This window comes from Stutzerimonas degradans (assembly GCF_024448505.1).
Lineage (GTDB): Bacteria > Pseudomonadota > Gammaproteobacteria > Pseudomonadales > Pseudomonadaceae > Stutzerimonas > Stutzerimonas degradans.
Map to the genome: position 1 here is coordinate 346002 of NZ_JAMOHV010000002.1, position 15317 is coordinate 361318.

The window sequence follows — 15317 nt, forward strand, 5'->3', positions numbered from 1 at the left end:
TGATCGGCAGGCGGGCCGTTGCCGCAGCGGTGCGCATGGACCGCAGGAGCTGGCGCAGCAAGAGCGTCGTTTGGGGAGGGTGGCTGGAACTCCGTGGACGACCTTGGAGCTATCCCCCGGGGATAGCTCGCTGGTGCATCGCGGGCGTATGACGGTTGCTACAGCCGCCCTCGGGGGAGCGGCGATGGGTGAACTACTGTCCTCCGGCCGGCTTAGCGCTCAGCGCCACCGACTCGATGCGGTACGGCAGGATGCCCACGCGCCGGGCCTCGACCTTGAAGGTCACCCGTTCGTTCTCGTCGGCGTCCTCCCATTCGTCGCGCACGGTGCGGCCCTCGACCAGCACCCGCATACCTTTCTGGTACAGCGTCTTCCAGTGCTCGGCGTCGCGGTGCCACAGCTCCACGGGCGCCCAAAAGCCGCCGCGATCTTCGTACTCGCCGTCCTTCTTCGGGATCGGGTTGTCGAAATAGACATTCAGGCGAAGCAGCCGACGCGGCTCGTCGTTGCCGTTCGGGAATTCGCGGTAGTCCGGCGCAGAACCGATGTTGCCCTCGCCGACGAAGTGCGTGCTCATGGTGACTCCTTGGTGGTGGGTGGTATGGCCGCGGTATGCCCGTGGACACGCCGCAGGTAAGCCGCTTCGGCCTGTGAGGCCTTGCTGGCGCATTCCAGGGCTTGGCGAGCAATGCTGTGGGTCAGGCTGATCTGCATGTTCAGCACGATGCGCTGCAGTTCCATCGCGTACAGCTCGTCGATCAGCGAGGCCGGCGTCGCGGGGTTGGCCAGCAGGGCCTCCCACAACGCCACGCCCATGGAGGAACGGTCGAGGTTGCGCCAGCGCAGGAAGATCGTCCCTGCGCCAGTGGCCTGCTGGGCCAGTTGCACGTCGAGCAGACTGAAGGGGTAGGCGCGCGCCTGGGGCAGCACGCGCCGCTGCGCCAGGCCAATCACGTCGTCACGCAGCGCTGCGCACTGGCTGGCCCAGGTCTCCAGACTCCCCTTACCCTTAAAAGGCTGTAAAAGGCCTTTTAGGTAGCCTGCGTGTTCCAGCCGCTGGAAGTCCGCCTGTTCCAGCGCCACGAAGCGCGTGGAGTGGCTGATGGAGGGCGATGCCGTCATGCGTCAGCACCCTCATTACCCGTCGCTGGGTTGGCTGCGCCATCCGTGTGAGCCGGCGCATCGGGCTCGATGGCGGGCGCAGCAGGCGGCGTGCCGGGCTTGGTCGTCCGCCGCGCGAGCGGTGGCGCGAAGCGCGAGCGGCGCATGCCTTCCAGCACGTCCTGCGGCAGCTCGCCGAACTTCTCCAACGCCGCTCGCGCCGCGGCGTTCTTCGCCGCGAAGTCGTCGCGCGTCGTGCCCGAGTAGCGGTACTGCTGGGCCAGCGAGAACAGGCTGCGCAGCGCGTGCGCGCCATCATTGAGCCAGCGCTCCAAAGTGCTGCGGTCGATCAGCGCCGTGTGGTGCGCCAGGATGAGTTTGCGCGCCAGGTCGTCGTAGTCGGCCAGCAGGTACACCGCCATGAAGCCGAGCTGTGCATTCACGAACAGCGGCAGCTTCACCGGTTGCACATTCATGTTCTCGCCCAGCGACAGCGCCGGTGGCACGTCGGCCAGGGCCTGATCCACCTGTTCGCGCAGGGTCTGCAGGCGGGTCTTGGTGTCGGCGAGCTTGTCCTCGATCCGCAACATCCACCAGTCCGAGTACGGGTCGTCCTGCTCGGCGCCGCGCTTCATCTTGTTCATCGCACTGATGAAGCCGTTGAGTCCGATGATGCCGGCGCGTCCTTCCGTCGGCGCGCGGCCGTGCCAGATGCGCGAAGCGTGGTGCGTGTGCAGCATCAGCGACATCGCGCTGCGCAGCGATCCGAGATTCAGTTGCAGAGGTTCTGTGCGTTCGTTGGCCATGAGAGCGACTCGCGGTGAAGGGGCGAGTCGCCAGCATCGGCATCGGCCGGAAGGCTGTCAGTCAACAAACCGCAGCCCATGCGCGCCCGGTTTGTTCCGCACGGAAGGCTGTGTGTGCCGGCTATCCCCTGGGGATAGCTCGGCGGAGTTGTTTGCGGCACGCGCGGAGGTGAGACCGCGTTGCGGGGCTATGCCTCGCGAGGTCTGTACCAGGCGGCCCGTTGCCCCTCCACCTCACGGTAGCGAAGCTCGAACAGGCGGCACTCGTGCACCACCTGCCGCCAACTGCTGCAGCCGTACTTGGCTGGAAGCTGCTCGGGATGCCGGTCCGCGATCCAGCGGCCAGCGGCAGCGATGGGTGTCCAGTCCTCCATGGCCAACTGCGCGGCGGCCTCGCGCAGCGCGCGAACGATGCCGGTGGCCGGCCAGTCCACCGTGCCGTCCGGCGCGATGCCATTGACCACCAGGTCGTGGAACACATCCGACTGGACGAACTCCGCTGCCAGGCGCCGCGCCTGATCCATGTGCTCGGCCCAGCCGCGCAGCTGCTCGAAGTGTTGATCGATGCGCGTGTAGGCGGAACCGAGTTCGTCCTGTGCAGCGCGGCACCCGTCCACGGTCCATAGATCGTGCTGGTCGATGAAGTGGTGCACCAGGGTGTTGCGCAGCGATACCAGGTCTTTGAGGTCGGCCTGGGTCTTGGCGTAGTCCTGCGCAGACAGGTTCAGTTGCACGCGCGTGCGAAAGGAAATCACGTCGCCGGGAAGATCGTCGTCGCGTTCCTTGCCACCATTTCCATCGGTGATGACATACGAACCAAACAGTTGTCCGACCAACGTGCCCAGGGTCTTGGTCGCGGCATCTTCGATCCGCGCTGCGCGAATGGCCTCCTGCGAATGCGCCGGGCCTGAAATCTCGTGGTGCGCCACGATGGCTTTCATGAGGCGCTCGTATTGTTGAAGGCGCAACAGGCATCTGCCCAGCAAGCGCTGAACGTCTCGCTGTAGTGGTTGCAGTGCGTTTGTGGCGGGGGAAGTCGTCATGTCCATCGTCGGCCGGGCTCGTGCGTGGCTGTCGTCGTCTGATTCACAGGCGACAGTTTCGCCGGTGGTTCGGCGGGCGACAATCGAGCGTGGCGGAAAGGTGTCTGTTCCAACTATCCCCTGGGGATAGTCAACATCAGCGATCACGCAAGGCTTCTCGGAGCTGTGCCAGGTAGGCACGTGCCACCTCGGGGTCAGCCGCACGGGATGCCGGCGGTGACGATGGCGCAGGTGGCGGGGGCGCTGGCGGTGCCGATGCACTTTCTCCGGCCCAGGCCTTGAACTCCCCGCGGATCGCCTTCTGGATGATGCCAAACAGGTAGCCGGCCGGGTTGCGTACCGCGCTGTTGTGGCAGCGTGCCGCCCACTCGTCGAGAACGGCCTGCCGCTGCGCCTCGTCCACCTGCTGCAGCGCCACCAGCGCGCCGGCCTGCTGCTCGTCCTTCAAGCGCAGGAAACGCTCGGGCAGCCGCAGGTTCTGCAAGGCCCTCGCGCGCGGTACTGTACGTACTTCATTTATACGATCATTACGTACTGTACGGTCCTCCTTCGGAATCCGAAGAGAGCCGTCCGGCGCAGGTTTCGGCCCTGCTTCGGATTCCGAAGACAGGCGCGCGCCATTCCGAAGCAGGGCTTCCTGGCCTTCTTCGGATTCGTGGTCCGCCCCCTCCTGTGGATAACCTTGCGTCGTCCAGCCATGCCGTGCCATGCGCTGCGCGAGCACCTGCAGGCGGGTCGGCAGCGTGCGCCCGCTGAGCAGCGGGTCTTCGGCGATCTCTCGCAGCGTGTTCATGCCCACGATCTGCACTGCCTTCGCCGCGTGCGTGAGCGCCTGGCTCACCAGGCCCAGGTAGTCGGGGTCGAGCTGCATCGCCTCGAAGGGTGACAGCGGTTCGTCGTGTAACACGTAGAGGTTGCCTTGGATGCGGCCGGTCTTGGGATCGCGCCGCCGCCGCACCAGGCTGAGCCAGCGCGTCAGCCGCAGCAGCGTCAAGGCGCGCGCCACGGTCTCGTGCGAGGCTTGCGTCGCACAGGGCATGGACGCCAGATAGGGGCGGAGCTGGTCGTAGGTGGGAAAGGCGGTCACGCCGTCGTCGTTGAGCTGCAGGCGGAACACCTGCCAGGCATTGCGCTCCAGCGGCGTCAGGCGCCGGTCGAGGAACAGCGCGCGCGGCACGCTCTCGTGTCGGTTGCCGCTGTAGAGAAAACCGTCCTGGCTCGGCGCCGTGCCCTGCGCCGGTTCCTTCGGCTCAAGGTGCCGCAGCGCCTCGTCGAACAACGCCGACAGCGCAACCGGGCCATCACGCCGTGGAGCGTCGCCCGTCGTCATGGCCTACACCAGCCCCTGGTCGACCCAGTTCCGTATCGCCGACCAGATCACCGACATGGGCAGGGTCATGGCCTCGGCCAGGTCCATGGTCAGCGCCAGCATCGCCATGTCGTCGTTCAGTGCGATGTGCCGCTCCGTGATGCCGGCCTTCCAGCGTTCCCACAAGGCCACGTCCTGCGCCTCGTCGAGCACCGGATGCCGGCCCTTGCGCTTGGGCAGTCCGAGGATGTCGCGACGCAGCGCCACTTCCTGATGCGTGAGGCCGTAGAACTTGCTGACCATCTCCGTGCTCGCCCCCAGGCGCAGCATGCGGTCCACCGTGGCGATCTCCCGCTCCACGTCGTGCACCTGGCTCAGCAGCCGCTTCAACACTTCCCGGTTCACCGACACCGAGCACCACGACACCGTGGCATTCACCAGCATGCTCACGAGTTCGGGGTGCTTCAGCGCATCCAGCTCCTCCTCGCCGAAGCCCATCGCCTTGCAGCGGCGCAACTGGCCGTTGCGCAGGTCATGCAGCGCCTGGGCGATGACGGCCTGGTTGAGCGGGTGCGGTGCCGACATGGGAGCCTCCTGCGCGCTCAGGACTCGTGGCCCGGGTCACCGGCTTCCAGATCCAGCAGCCGGCGCGCCAGGCGCAGCAGACGGAACAGCTTTACCAGCCCGGCATCGCTCAGGCGCGTGGCCAAGCCGCCGTGACCATGCAGCAGCGGCCCAAGGTCATCGGCCAGCCGCGCGCGATCCAGCCCGGTCGCGGATGCCGGTGCGACGCTCAGCGCGTGCAGCAGGGTCAGCACCGCCCGAGCAAAAGCCGGCAGCACGTTCGCCTGGCCCACGGCCGGCGTCACGCAGACGAAGCCGATGCCGCCATCGCTGGCTTCGATGTGGTCGGCCACCGCCGCTTCCTCGGCGATCTCGCGAGCGAACTGCGCGATGTGCACGCGCAGGCGATCCGGCACGTCCAGGCCCGGCTCGATGTACCAGACATCCGAGATGGGAAAGAGCCCGCCAACCTGCACCGGGATCGCGCGCAGCACATCTGCCTTGAAGTCGGGTAGCTTGTCGCCGAGCTGATCCGCGACCATCCGCTGGATGGACTGCAGGCGCTCGGTGGTCGGGGCCGGCGTCACGATGTGCCCCTGCAGGCGCTCGTCGCGCTGCCCGTCCCGGTCGTTTGGTGCAGCGGCAGGTGGTGCCGAGGGTGTCTCTGCCGGTGGCGCGGCGGGCGAGGTGCCCCGTGGCGTCGGCGCCGCGGGCGGCAGTTGCGGCGTGATGGCTGGCGCCGCAGGTGCGACAGGCGTTGCCGGGTTCGGCGCGGCCGGCTCGCTGGTCAATGCTCGCTGACGGCTTTCGCTGTCATCGACCTCCAATGCCAGCGTGTCGTAGTCCGCTTCCAGCAGCTCGGCCATCTGGCCGACCAGCTCGTCCTGCACCCGCTGCGGTGAGAAGTTGTCGGGCTGCGTGTCGAACTGCGCCAGCACGTCCTGGAACAGCGTAGCGAAGTCCATCGACAGGTTGCGCCTCAGGGCACGCCGCTCCCAGGTGCGTTCGCAGGCCTTGCGCAGCACCGCGAGCCGTTCCACCTGATGCCGGCCGAGCCCGCCGTACAGCAGCGTGGGGATCGCCGGGAGCAGGTAGTGCACGGCGTCCTGCATGCGGCTGATGTGCGACTGCGGCAGCGGGAAGCCATCGGCCGTAAGCCGCCGCGCCAGCTCGCTCTGCGACAGCGGCTGGCCGCTGTCCCGCCCCATTTCCTGCTCGTAGAACTCGCGCGCCTTCTCCACGCCCAAGGCCCGCTCGATGAAGCTGAGCCCGCCGCGCAACTCGTTCTCGGCCAGGTGCCCGGTCAGCATCACCACTTCGCCGCGCTGCGGCCACGGGCGGAACAGGCAGGGGATGCGGAAGAACCGTTCGTCTTTCGTCTCGCTCCACAGCTCGCGCAGGATCGCCAGGCGCGTGTTGCCGCCGTTGCGGATGATGTAGTGCGGTTCGCCGGGCCGGCGCGTGATCGCGGGCGGCGCATCGAGCCCGCGTTCGCGGATCGAGGCCTTGATGTCCTCGTAGGCCGGGTTGCGCGTCACGCGCGGGTCGTGGTCGTAGGGGCGCAACTGGTCCAGCGTCACCACCATCGGCGTGTCGGCGATGGGGTCGCTCAGGGCCGCGACCGAAGGGCCGTTGCGCTCGAAGCCCGAGGCCAGCAGATTGGCGGCCATGTCCTGCGGCGTCAGGTCAGCCACGGCCGTTCTCCTGAGATGCTGCAACACCCTGGGCCGCCTGTCGGTCGGCGCGGCGAAGCTGCGCACGGGCGTTGCGCTCGGCGCGGTGGTCGCTCGCCGTCGAGCTGGTGTAGATCGGCGCGCAGCCTTGCTTCGTGAACAGCAGGTGCCCGCCGCGGGTGCGCACCACCCTCCAACCTTCTCCCAGGGCGAACTCGATCAGCCCTCGCAGCCGCTTGTGGCCGCGGGCCAGGTCATGTGCGCTGGCCATGGCCGGCCCCTCCCGCGTCGCCTCGGCCGGTGACGAGCGCAAAGCGCTCCTGCCACGCCGAGAACAGCTCGCCGGCCAGCGCGCGCATGGTCTCCAATGCGGCAGGTGCCGTGCGGCCCGCCGGCTGGCGGTATTCCACCCGATGCACCGGCAGGCCGCGCGTCGCGGCGCGCGGATAGGCTTCAATCGCCGGCACGTCGGTGTCCAGCACGCGCACGCCAGGCTGCTCTTGGAATACCTGACGCAGCGCCTGCTGGATCAGCCGCGCATTTGACGACACCGGATGCACGCGGTTGATGAGCAGGTGCAGCGGCGGCGGCTCGATGCCGAGGTGGCGGTACGGCGCGATGTCCTCGATGAGTTGCAGCGTGCCGCGCCGCAGCTCGCGCGCCGCGAGGATTTCCGGCGTCACCGGCGAAAGCGCCAAGTTCGAGGCCAGCACCGCCATCTCCAGCAGCACGCTGCGCGCGCCCTGGGTGTCGATCAGCAGCAGGTCGTAGTGCGGCGCCAGCGTGGGCAGCAGGTGGCGCAGCCGCAATCTGCCATCGGGCGCGTGCAGCAGCAGCGTGTTCAGCTCGCCGCGGTCGTCGTTCGAGAGCACCAGGTCAAGCCGCTCGATCGCGGTGCGCGACACCAGTTGCTCGGCGCGCTGCTCGTTGTAGGCCAGCATCTCGTAGATGCCGGCCGGCGCGCGCTCGGCCAGCGTGAAGTAGCTCGACAGCGTGGGCTGCACGTCCAGGTCCAGCAGCAGCACGCGCAGCCCGGCGTCGGCTGCGAAGCCGCCCAGGTTGGCCGCCGTCGTGGTCTTGCCGACGCCGCCCTTGGTCGAAATGATGGACACCACCTGCATGGGCTTCTCCCGGTTGAATGGCATGTACCGAGGAAAAGCGTCAGGCGCGCTCATTGAGGCGATCGGCGATCCATTGCTCGACCTCCGCCGAGTCCCAGCCCACGGCGCGCACGCCCAAGCGCAGCGCCTTGGGGAACTTGCCTTCTTTCATCAGGCTGTAGATGTGCGCGCGCTTGAAGCCGGTTTTGGCCTCGACTTCGGCGCGACGCAGGATGCGGTGCTCGGCCGACACTGCCGGCGCGGTGGTCTGCGAAGACATGAGAGACACTCCTTGACGCTCACTGGCGCTGTTCGGAAAGTGCCTCGTATTCAATACACCGCGGTCGCCGAAATCACTGCAATTGCAGAAGCAGCGACTGCAATTGCAGTGCGCCGCATCGGCATCATGCTGGCCGCGTCGTCAGCGCGACGCCTCCAGGTGGCGCCGCGCCTGCGCGAGCTTGCTCCACAGCGTCCGCTCGCTGAGACCCGGCCGCCCCTCATGGTGTGCGATCAGCGCGCTGACCACGGCATCCATGCTGCGGAACGACGAATAGGCCGCGCCTGACGGCGAATTGCCCAGCAGCAGCGTCAGCAGTCCGCCGATGATGTTGAGGTAAGTCGTCTCGCTGCGCAGGCCAGGCTCGCGCGCCTGTTCGTCGTTGGCCGCGCGCGTGGCATGTTCCTTCGCCAGTGCTTCGTGCGCAGTGCGCAGCGTTTCATGCACCAGGGCAAGTTCGGCAAGTTGCGACTTCGCTGCTTCGCGATCGGCCAGCAGAATGTTGAGCGTGTCCACGCTCACCGCCGGATGCACCGCGCGTTCGATGCCGTCAAACAAAAACCCCGGCCGATCGCCGGGGTAGAACTGCGACATCCACGCTTTCAAGTCCACGTGGCGCACGGTCAACTCGGGGTCGTCGAGCGCCGGCCGCTGCGAGTCCAGCACGATGCCGGCCTTGCCACCGGGCAATTCGCCATGCGTCAGCGCGTCGAAGATGCGCTCGGCATACAGGCGCAGCAGCGGCCAGCGCGGGAATTCGCCGGGCTCCGGCATGGCACGCTGCTCCAGCGCTTCCAGAATACGCTGCTCGAAGCGCAGGAGACCGCACCAGCGGACGGCCGCCTCGATCGGTCGGTAGTACGTCTTTGCGCCAAAGGCGTGGCTGCTCGATTTCGGCATATCGCGCTCTTCCCATCGTCGGATCGACACATGGCAAGCGCGCGCGGCCCACATGGGCGCAGCGATTGCCCAAAGAACCCGATGAAGCGCGAGCCGGTCGGCATCGTGGTGGACGTTGGGTGCGGCGATGTCGCCGAGCGTTACGCAGGGGGCAAACCTCCTTGCGGTGCCCGCTACACCTCAACCATAATGCACCTGCGAAAAATCTTGTTACCGGCGCAACGGTCTGAAAAGCCGCGCATCCAAGTTCGATCAGGAAGGGATGCCGCGCTTTACCGGAAAACCAGGGCAAAGTTTTCGTAGGAATACGGGCGGGGTAAAGCGCCAATGCGACTTCCGGCTGAGCCGGTTTGCATCCAGCAAGGGCTCATGCGTTCTGCGTCACTGCAGTGACCTCGACAGCTTGAAGGTGCCTTGCTTGATGCCGGGTGGATAGGCCCGATTCGCCATCCATTCCCGTGACGCAAAAGGTCGGCCGCCGATGCAATGCGGGTCAAGGTCCAGACCGAAAGGGAATCGTACCGTCCAAAATCCCCGCGTCACATCGGGCGTTGATCGGTGCCTTGCGGGCGTCCGACACGCTCCACGCGGTCGATGAACTGCCGCAGCGGCTCCATGATTTCGCCTTCGGGTCGCAGTAGATAGGTCGTCAGCGAAGCGGTCTCGTCGGCCAGCGGCCGCACGACGACATCGGCCTGATGGCAACCCGCCAGATGCGCCGCGCTCGAAAAGCCCACGCCGTAGCCGGCGGCCACGAGGGCCAGCATCAGGGAATGGGTCTTGACGTACTCGGCTACCGTCGGCTGCGCATCCACCGTGCGGAGCAGCCGTTCGCGCTGCCGGCTGCAACCTTCGCAGACCTGGGGATCGCACAGCACCAGCGGATAGCTCGCCACTTCCTCCAGCGGCACTTCCTTGAAAGCCAGCAGCGGATGCCTGGCGGGCAAAGCCACCACCAGCGGGTCTCGCCACACCGGCATGGCGACGATGCCGGCGTCCATTTCACCAGCCAATGCAAAACCTGCGTCATACAAGTCGTTGCGCAGTCCAGTCACCAACTGCGCCAGTGGCGTTTCAAGTATCCGAATGCCGACCTGTGGTGCCTCCTCGCGGCAAAGCGCAAGCAACGCCGACAAGCGGGCCTGCCCCATGTCACCAGATAGTGCGATGCGCAGCGTGTTCCGCTGGTTCGCTGCGGCGCGTGCCTTGGTCTGCGCTTGCTCGAAGGCCAGCAGTACGCGCCGGGCTTCTTCGAGGAAGACCTGTCCCGCCGGTGTGAGACGAACACTGCGTGGCAAGCGGTTGAGCAGCGGCACCCCTAAATCCGCCTCCATCTGGCGGATCGTGCGCGACAGTGGAGACTGTTCGATGTGCAGCCGTCGAGCAGCCCGGCCGAAGTGCAGTTCCTCGGCTACGGCGATGAAGCAGCGAAGATGGCGTAAGTTCATGCTTTCTCCCTACCGATGTGATCAGTCCATATCATCGTAGGGAGCCGAATAGTGCGGAGGATTCACCTCTGTATCGAGATGAGAGCCATCCTGGGGGGTGATGCTCGGATGCTTTTCGCCCATGTCAGCGCCTACGGCGAAGCTCTCGTTCGAGATCGCCCAGCTGCGACGCCTGAAGTTCGGCAAGAAGAGCGAGCAGCTCGATGCCGAACAACGCGCGCTGTTCGACGAGGCTCTGGACGCCGACCTTGCCGCGGCTGAGGCGCAGCTCCAGGAACTGCTGGGCAAGAAGAAGCCGCCGGCTACGCCTGGCGCGATGCCTAAGCGCACCGCCTTGCCGGCGGACCTGCCGCGCGTGGACCGCCACCACGAGCCCGAGAACACCCGCTGCGCGTGCGGCTGTGCGCTCAAGCGCATCAGCGAGAGGCTGGACTACACGCCGGGCGTGTTCACGATAGAGTGCCACATCCGCGGCAAGTGGACCTGCGCACAGGTGCCGAACGCTGACCCAGGCGCCAGTCCCGGCGAAGATCATCGCCAAGGGCATCCCCCCCTCCGGGCTGCTCACGTAGGTGCTGGTCGCAAAGGACTCCGACCATCTGCGGCTTACATGGTCGTCCCTAGGTAAGCAGGAATCAGCTGCGTGAGTGAATCGGGAGGTTTGCGCAGCTGATGGGTGGTCAGCAGCGTCTGCGCCGGCGTCTTCACCGGCACGAAGCGCATGTGCGGGCGGGTTGCCCATCGGCCGAACCGTTCTTGCGTCCCTTGCCGGCCATGCGGTAGGGCGTGACGAAGTGGCCTGCGATCAGCCGCGCATCCAGCCCATAGCCGCACAGCTTGCGTGCCCAGTGATGCGCACCGCCGCAGGCCTCCAGGGCCACCAGGCAGCCGGGAGGCAACTGCGCGCATCGGGCCGCAAACTTGTCAGCGGCCAGCGCCTTGGCAACCACCACGCGCGCATCCACCGCATGCACCTAGATAACCCGCTTAGCCAGATCCACCCCGACTCGGGCAATCTCGTTCATGGACTTCCCCTTTCACATGGCTGCAGATTGATGACTTGGGGAGCACCATCGCGGCGGCAGCCAACATTTGTTGCCTCGCTGCTTACGATTGAGTCACATCAATCGGCCAGCAGATCGCTGGATGTTGACTCTTGACTTTCTGTATGTTAGGCCCAACATCTTGCAAAGTCTTGCAAGAATTTCCTCGAGCGAGGCCGCGTGACGACGGAACTTGTGGGGGTGGTATGACAGCGCGCCAGCAGGCGATCTTCACACTCGACGAGGTGGCCGCCTACTTGAAAGTCGGCAAGCGGACGCTTTACCGGCTCGCCTCGCACGGGGAGATTCCGGCCTTCAAGGTCGGCGGGACGTGGCGGTTTCGTCAAAGTGAAATCGATCGATGGATCAATGATCAGATCCAAGCAGGCAGAAAGAAGGAGGTGATACGCACAGATGAGCAGCCAAAGTCAGCGGAACACTCCGTGTCGTCTGGGCGCGCTGTCCGTCGCCGCAGGCAAACGGAGTGAGCGAGAGTCTTCAATTTTTCTTCTGGAGGTGTGACATGGACATTGATTTCAAGAAGTTGGCTCCCTGGAACTGGTTCAAGAAGGAGCAGGAAGAACAACAGAGCACTGCCTCGCTGCCGGTGCAGCGCAATGACCTGCCGGTGGCGGGTGGGCCGGTCAGCCCCATCCTGCAATTGCATCGCGAGATCGATCGCCTGTTCGACGACGCATTTCGAGGCTTCGGTTTCCCGACGCTGGCCATGCCACGCTGGCCGTCGGAGTGGCCGGGCCTGCTGAAACCGGCGCTGGACATCCAGGAGACCGACAAGCAGTACAAGATCGCCCTGGAAGTGCCCGGCGTCGAGGAAAAAGACATCCAGATCACGCTCGACAACGACGTGCTGCTGGTGCGCGGTGAAAAGCGTCAGGAGCAGGAAACGAAAGACGGCGGTTTCCACCGGGTGGAGCGCTCCTACGGCAGCTTTCAGCGCGCTCTGAACCTGCCGGCCGATGCCAACCAGGACACGATCAAGGCCGCTTTCAAGAACGGCGTGCTCACGATCACGATGGAAAAGCGCGAGGCCAGTACGCCCAAGCAGGGGCGCTCGATCCCGATCAACGGTTGACGCCGATCGGCTCGTCCTCCGAAAAAACCAGATGAAGGTCGAGGCGCCGTGATCGGTGGCGCCTCGTCAAATCAATCTTTACAGGAGCATCAGCATGGCCAGAAAACAATGCCAAGTCTGCGGCCAGCCCGCCACGGTGCGGGTGGAAGCCAATCTCAATGGTCGCCACAGCACCATGCTGTTGTGTGACGATCACTATCGCCAACTGGTGCGCCAGCAAAAGCGCACCGTCTCACCGCTGGAAGCCTTGTTCGGCTCGCGCAGCGGGCTGTTCGAAGACTTCCTTGGCAGCGACTTCTTCCGCATCGGTGACGACGCACCGTCCATGGCGGCCGATACCGACGAGGTCGTCGATGCCTCGTTCGGCGAACCCGCCCCGGCCGGTACGGGCACCGCGCGCCGTCGCGGCAGTGGGCTCGCCAGCCGTATCAGCGAACAGTCCGAGGCCCTATTGCAGGAGGCCGCCCGACACGCTGCAGAGTTCGGGCGCGCCGAAGTCGATACCGAACACCTGCTGCTGGCGCTATCCGACAGCGACGTGGTCAAGACCATCCTGGGGCAGTTCAAGATCAAGGTCGATGACCTCAAGCGACAGATCGAATCCGAAGCCAAGCGCGGCGACAAGCCGTTCGAGGGCGAGATCGGCGTGTCGCCCCGGGTCAAGGACGCGCTCAGCCGTGCTTTCGTGGCCTCCAACGAACTCGGCCACTCTTATGTCGGGCCGGAGCATTTCCTGATCGGGCTCGCCGAGGAAGGCGAAGGCTTGGCGGCCAACCTGCTGCGCCGTTACGGCCTCACGCCGCAAGCGCTGCGCCAGCAGGTAAGCAAGGTGGTCGGCAAAGGGGCCGAGGATGGCCGCGCCGAGACGCCGACCAACACGCCCGAGCTGGATAAATACTCGCGCGACCTCACCAAGATGGCGCGCGAGGGCAAACTCGATCCAGTCATCGGCCGTGCGCAGGAGATCGAGACCACCATCGAGGTGCTGGCCCGGCGCAAGAAAAACAACCCGGTGTTGATCGGTGAGCCCGGCGTCGGCAAGACCGCCATTGTCGAAGGGCTGGCGCAGCGGATGGTCGCCGGCGAAGTGCCCGAGACGCTGCGTGACAAGCGTCTGGTCGAACTCAACATCAACGCCATGGTGGCAGGCGCCAAGTACCGCGGCGAGTTCGAGGAGCGCGTGCAGAAGGTGCTCAAGGAAGTGACCGAGCACCAGGGCGAGCTGATTCTCTTCATCGACGAAGTGCACACCATCGTCGGTGCAGGCCAGGGTGGCGGCGAAGGCGGGATGGACGTGGCCAACGTGTTCAAGCCGATGATGGCGCGCGGCGAACTGAACCTGATCGGCGCCACCACGCTCAACGAGTATCAGAAGTACATCGAGAAGGACGCCGCGCTGGAGCGTCGCTTCCAGCCGGTGATGGTGCCCGAGCCGACGGTAGCGCAGACCATGATGATCCTGCGCGGCCTGCGCGACACCTTCGAGGCGCACCACAAGGTCAGCATCACCGAGGATGCGATCATCGCCGCCGCCGAGTTGTCGGACCGCTACATCACCGCGCGCTTTTTGCCTGACAAGGCCATCGACCTGCTCGACCAGGCGGCCGCACGCGTGAAGCTGTCGGCCACGGCCCGCCCGGTGGCGGTGCAAGAGCTGGAGTCCGAACTGCACCAGCTGCGGCGTGAGCAAGACTATGTGGCCTCGCGCAAGCAGTACGACAAGGCCGCCGAGCTGGGCAAGCGCATCGAGGCCAAGGAGGCAGAGCTCAAGAAGCTCGTCGAGGAATGGGAACGCGAGCGCGCCTCGGGCAGCGCCGAAGTCAAGGCCGAGCATGTCGCGCAGATCGTCTCGCGCCTGACCGGCATTCCGGTCAACGAGCTGACGGTGGAAGAACGCGAGAAGCTGCTGCATCTGGAGCAGCGGCTGCACGAGCGCCTGGTGGGTCAGGACGAAGCGGTGCGCGCGGTGGCCGATGCCGTGCGGTTGTCGCGCGCGGGCCTGCGCGAAGGCGGCAAGCCGGTGGCGACTTTTCTGTTCCTCGGGCCGACCGGCGTGGGCAAGACCGAGCTCGCCAAGGCGCTGGCCGAGTCCATCTATGGCGATGAAGGTGCGCTGCTGCGCATCGACATGTCCGAGTACGGGGAACGCCATACCGTGGCACGCCTGGTGGGTGCGCCTCCGGGTTATGTGGGCTATGACGAGGGTGGCCAGCTCACCGAGAAGGTGCGTCGCAAGCCCTACAGCGTGTTGCTGCTGGACGAGATCGAGAAGGCTCACCCCGACGTCTACAACATCCTGCTGCAGGTGTTCGACGACGGGCGGCTCACCGACGGCAAGGGCCGGGTGGTGGATTTCACCAATACCATCATCATCGCCACCTCGAACTTGGGCTCGGACATCATCCAGCGTCGGCTGAAGGCCCGTAGCGCCGCCGGCGAGGAATACGAGAAGACCAAGTCCGAGGTGATGGACGTGCTGCGCGGACACTTCCGCCCCGAGTTCATCAACCGCATCGACGAGATCATCGTCTTCCATGCGCTGGGCAAGGAGGAGATCCGCCATATCGTCGGTCTGCAGCTCGATCGTGTGGCCCGCAACGCCGCCAGCCAGGGCGTGACGCTGACCTTCGATCAGACCTTGATCGACCACTTCGCGGAGGAAGGCTACAAGCCCGAGTTCGGCGCGCGTGAGCTCAAGCGGCTGATCCGCAGCGAGCTGGAAACCGCGCTGGCACGCGAGATGCTGGGTGGCGGTATCGGCAAGGGCGATCACGCCAGCGCCCGCTGGGATGACAAGGCCGAACGGGTGGTCTTCGAGCGCCAGGAGCCACCCGCGAAGCCGGCTGAGCCTGAAAAGCCCGATGCCGCGAACGTGGCCGAGACGCCGCCTAGCGACGCGAGCAAGCCTGCGCGCAAGAAGAAGTCAGCGGACGGCGAATCTTGAGCGATGGGAGGCT

General features: G+C 65.8%; 16 protein-coding genes and 1 pseudogene. 4 read left to right on the forward strand and 13 right to left on the reverse strand.

Annotation, left to right across the window (positions count from 1 at the left end; genetic code table 11):
• Nucleotides 1-193: 193 nt before the first annotated feature.
• From NAV27_RS04535 to NAV27_RS04590, 12 genes are all read right to left on the reverse strand, one after another.
• Nucleotides 194-577 (reverse strand): single-stranded DNA-binding protein, encoded by a 384-nt coding sequence (locus NAV27_RS04535; RefSeq protein WP_004362284.1) that lies wholly within the window; start codon nt 575-577, stop codon nt 194-196.
• On the reverse strand, nt 574-1122 hold the full coding sequence (locus NAV27_RS04540) for a DUF3158 family protein (RefSeq protein WP_058147922.1): 549 nt from the start codon (nt 1120-1122) through the stop codon (nt 574-576). Before NAV27_RS04540 ends, NAV27_RS04535 begins: the two co-directional genes overlap by 4 nt.
• Nucleotides 1119-1907, reverse strand: a complete 789-nt coding sequence (locus NAV27_RS04545; protein WP_058147923.1) for a PFL_4669 family integrating conjugative element protein — start codon at nt 1905-1907, stop codon at nt 1119-1121. Before NAV27_RS04545 ends, NAV27_RS04540 begins: the two co-directional genes overlap by 4 nt.
• A gap of 188 nt (nt 1908-2095) precedes the next feature.
• Nucleotides 2096-2956 carry an OST-HTH/LOTUS domain-containing protein gene (locus NAV27_RS04550; RefSeq protein ID WP_234463209.1) on the reverse strand — a complete coding sequence of 287 codons (861 nt, stop codon included), beginning with the start codon at nt 2954-2956 and terminating at the stop codon, nt 2096-2098.
• A gap of 130 nt (nt 2957-3086) precedes the next feature.
• Complete coding sequence (locus tag NAV27_RS04555) at nt 3087-4280, reverse strand: STY4528 family pathogenicity island replication protein (RefSeq protein WP_058147925.1); 1194 nt, start codon at nt 4278-4280, stop codon at nt 3087-3089.
• A gap of 3 nt (nt 4281-4283) precedes the next feature.
• Nucleotides 4284-4844, reverse strand: coding sequence for a DUF2857 domain-containing protein (locus NAV27_RS04560; RefSeq protein ID WP_010792177.1), 561 nt, complete (start codon nt 4842-4844; stop codon nt 4284-4286).
• 17 nt (nt 4845-4861) lie between these two features.
• Complete coding sequence (locus NAV27_RS04565) at nt 4862-6517, reverse strand: ParB family protein (protein WP_058147926.1); 1656 nt, start codon at nt 6515-6517, stop codon at nt 4862-4864.
• Nucleotides 6510-6767, reverse strand: coding sequence for a hypothetical protein (locus tag NAV27_RS04570; RefSeq protein WP_058147927.1), 258 nt, complete (start codon nt 6765-6767; stop codon nt 6510-6512). Before NAV27_RS04570 ends, NAV27_RS04565 begins: the two co-directional genes overlap by 8 nt.
• Complete coding sequence (locus NAV27_RS04575) at nt 6751-7617, reverse strand: ParA family protein (protein WP_058147928.1); 867 nt, start codon at nt 7615-7617, stop codon at nt 6751-6753. Before NAV27_RS04575 ends, NAV27_RS04570 begins: the two co-directional genes overlap by 17 nt.
• Nucleotides 7618-7657: 40 nt before the next feature.
• Nucleotides 7658-7876 (reverse strand): AlpA family transcriptional regulator, encoded by a 219-nt coding sequence (locus NAV27_RS04580; RefSeq protein ID WP_058147929.1) that lies wholly within the window; start codon nt 7874-7876, stop codon nt 7658-7660.
• 141 nt (nt 7877-8017) lie between these two features.
• Nucleotides 8018-8776, reverse strand: a complete 759-nt coding sequence (locus tag NAV27_RS04585; RefSeq protein ID WP_003454930.1) for a hypothetical protein — start codon at nt 8774-8776, stop codon at nt 8018-8020.
• Nucleotides 8777-9315: 539 nt separating this feature from the next.
• Nucleotides 9316-10224: a LysR family transcriptional regulator gene (locus NAV27_RS04590; RefSeq protein ID WP_058147930.1), complete on the reverse strand. Its 909-nt coding sequence runs from the start codon at nt 10222-10224 to the stop codon at nt 9316-9318.
• Nucleotides 10225-10363: 139 nt separating this feature from the next.
• Between NAV27_RS04590 and NAV27_RS04595 the strand changes: the two are divergent.
• Nucleotides 10364-10793, forward strand: a pseudogene (locus NAV27_RS04595) (transposase domain-containing protein); the annotation flags it as partial.
• 135 nt (nt 10794-10928) lie between these two features.
• Here the strand turns inward: NAV27_RS04595 and NAV27_RS04600 are convergent.
• Nucleotides 10929-11189, reverse strand: coding sequence for a transposase (locus tag NAV27_RS04600; RefSeq protein ID WP_139274210.1), 261 nt, complete (start codon nt 11187-11189; stop codon nt 10929-10931).
• A 284-nt stretch (nt 11190-11473) separates the two neighbouring features.
• On the opposite strand from NAV27_RS04600, the gene mads1 reads away from it, so the two are divergent.
• The 3 genes from mads1 to clpK all read left to right on the forward strand — a co-directional run bounded on the left by mads1 (nt 11474) and on the right by clpK (nt 15304).
• Nucleotides 11474-11755 (forward strand): methylation-associated defense system helix-turn-helix domain-containing protein MAD1, encoded by a 282-nt coding sequence (mads1, locus tag NAV27_RS04605; RefSeq protein WP_058147932.1) that lies wholly within the window; start codon nt 11474-11476, stop codon nt 11753-11755.
• A 35-nt stretch (nt 11756-11790) separates the two neighbouring features.
• A complete protein-coding gene (locus tag NAV27_RS04610) occupies nt 11791-12360 on the forward strand; it encodes an Hsp20/alpha crystallin family protein (protein WP_008906266.1) in 570 nt (189 codons plus the stop codon).
• A gap of 94 nt (nt 12361-12454) precedes the next feature.
• The gene (gene clpK, locus NAV27_RS04615) at nt 12455-15304 is read left to right on the forward strand and encodes a heat shock survival AAA family ATPase ClpK (protein WP_058147933.1); all 2850 of its coding nucleotides are present in this window, start codon (nt 12455-12457) and stop codon (nt 15302-15304) included.
• The last annotated feature ends 13 nt before the right edge of the window (nt 15305-15317 follow it).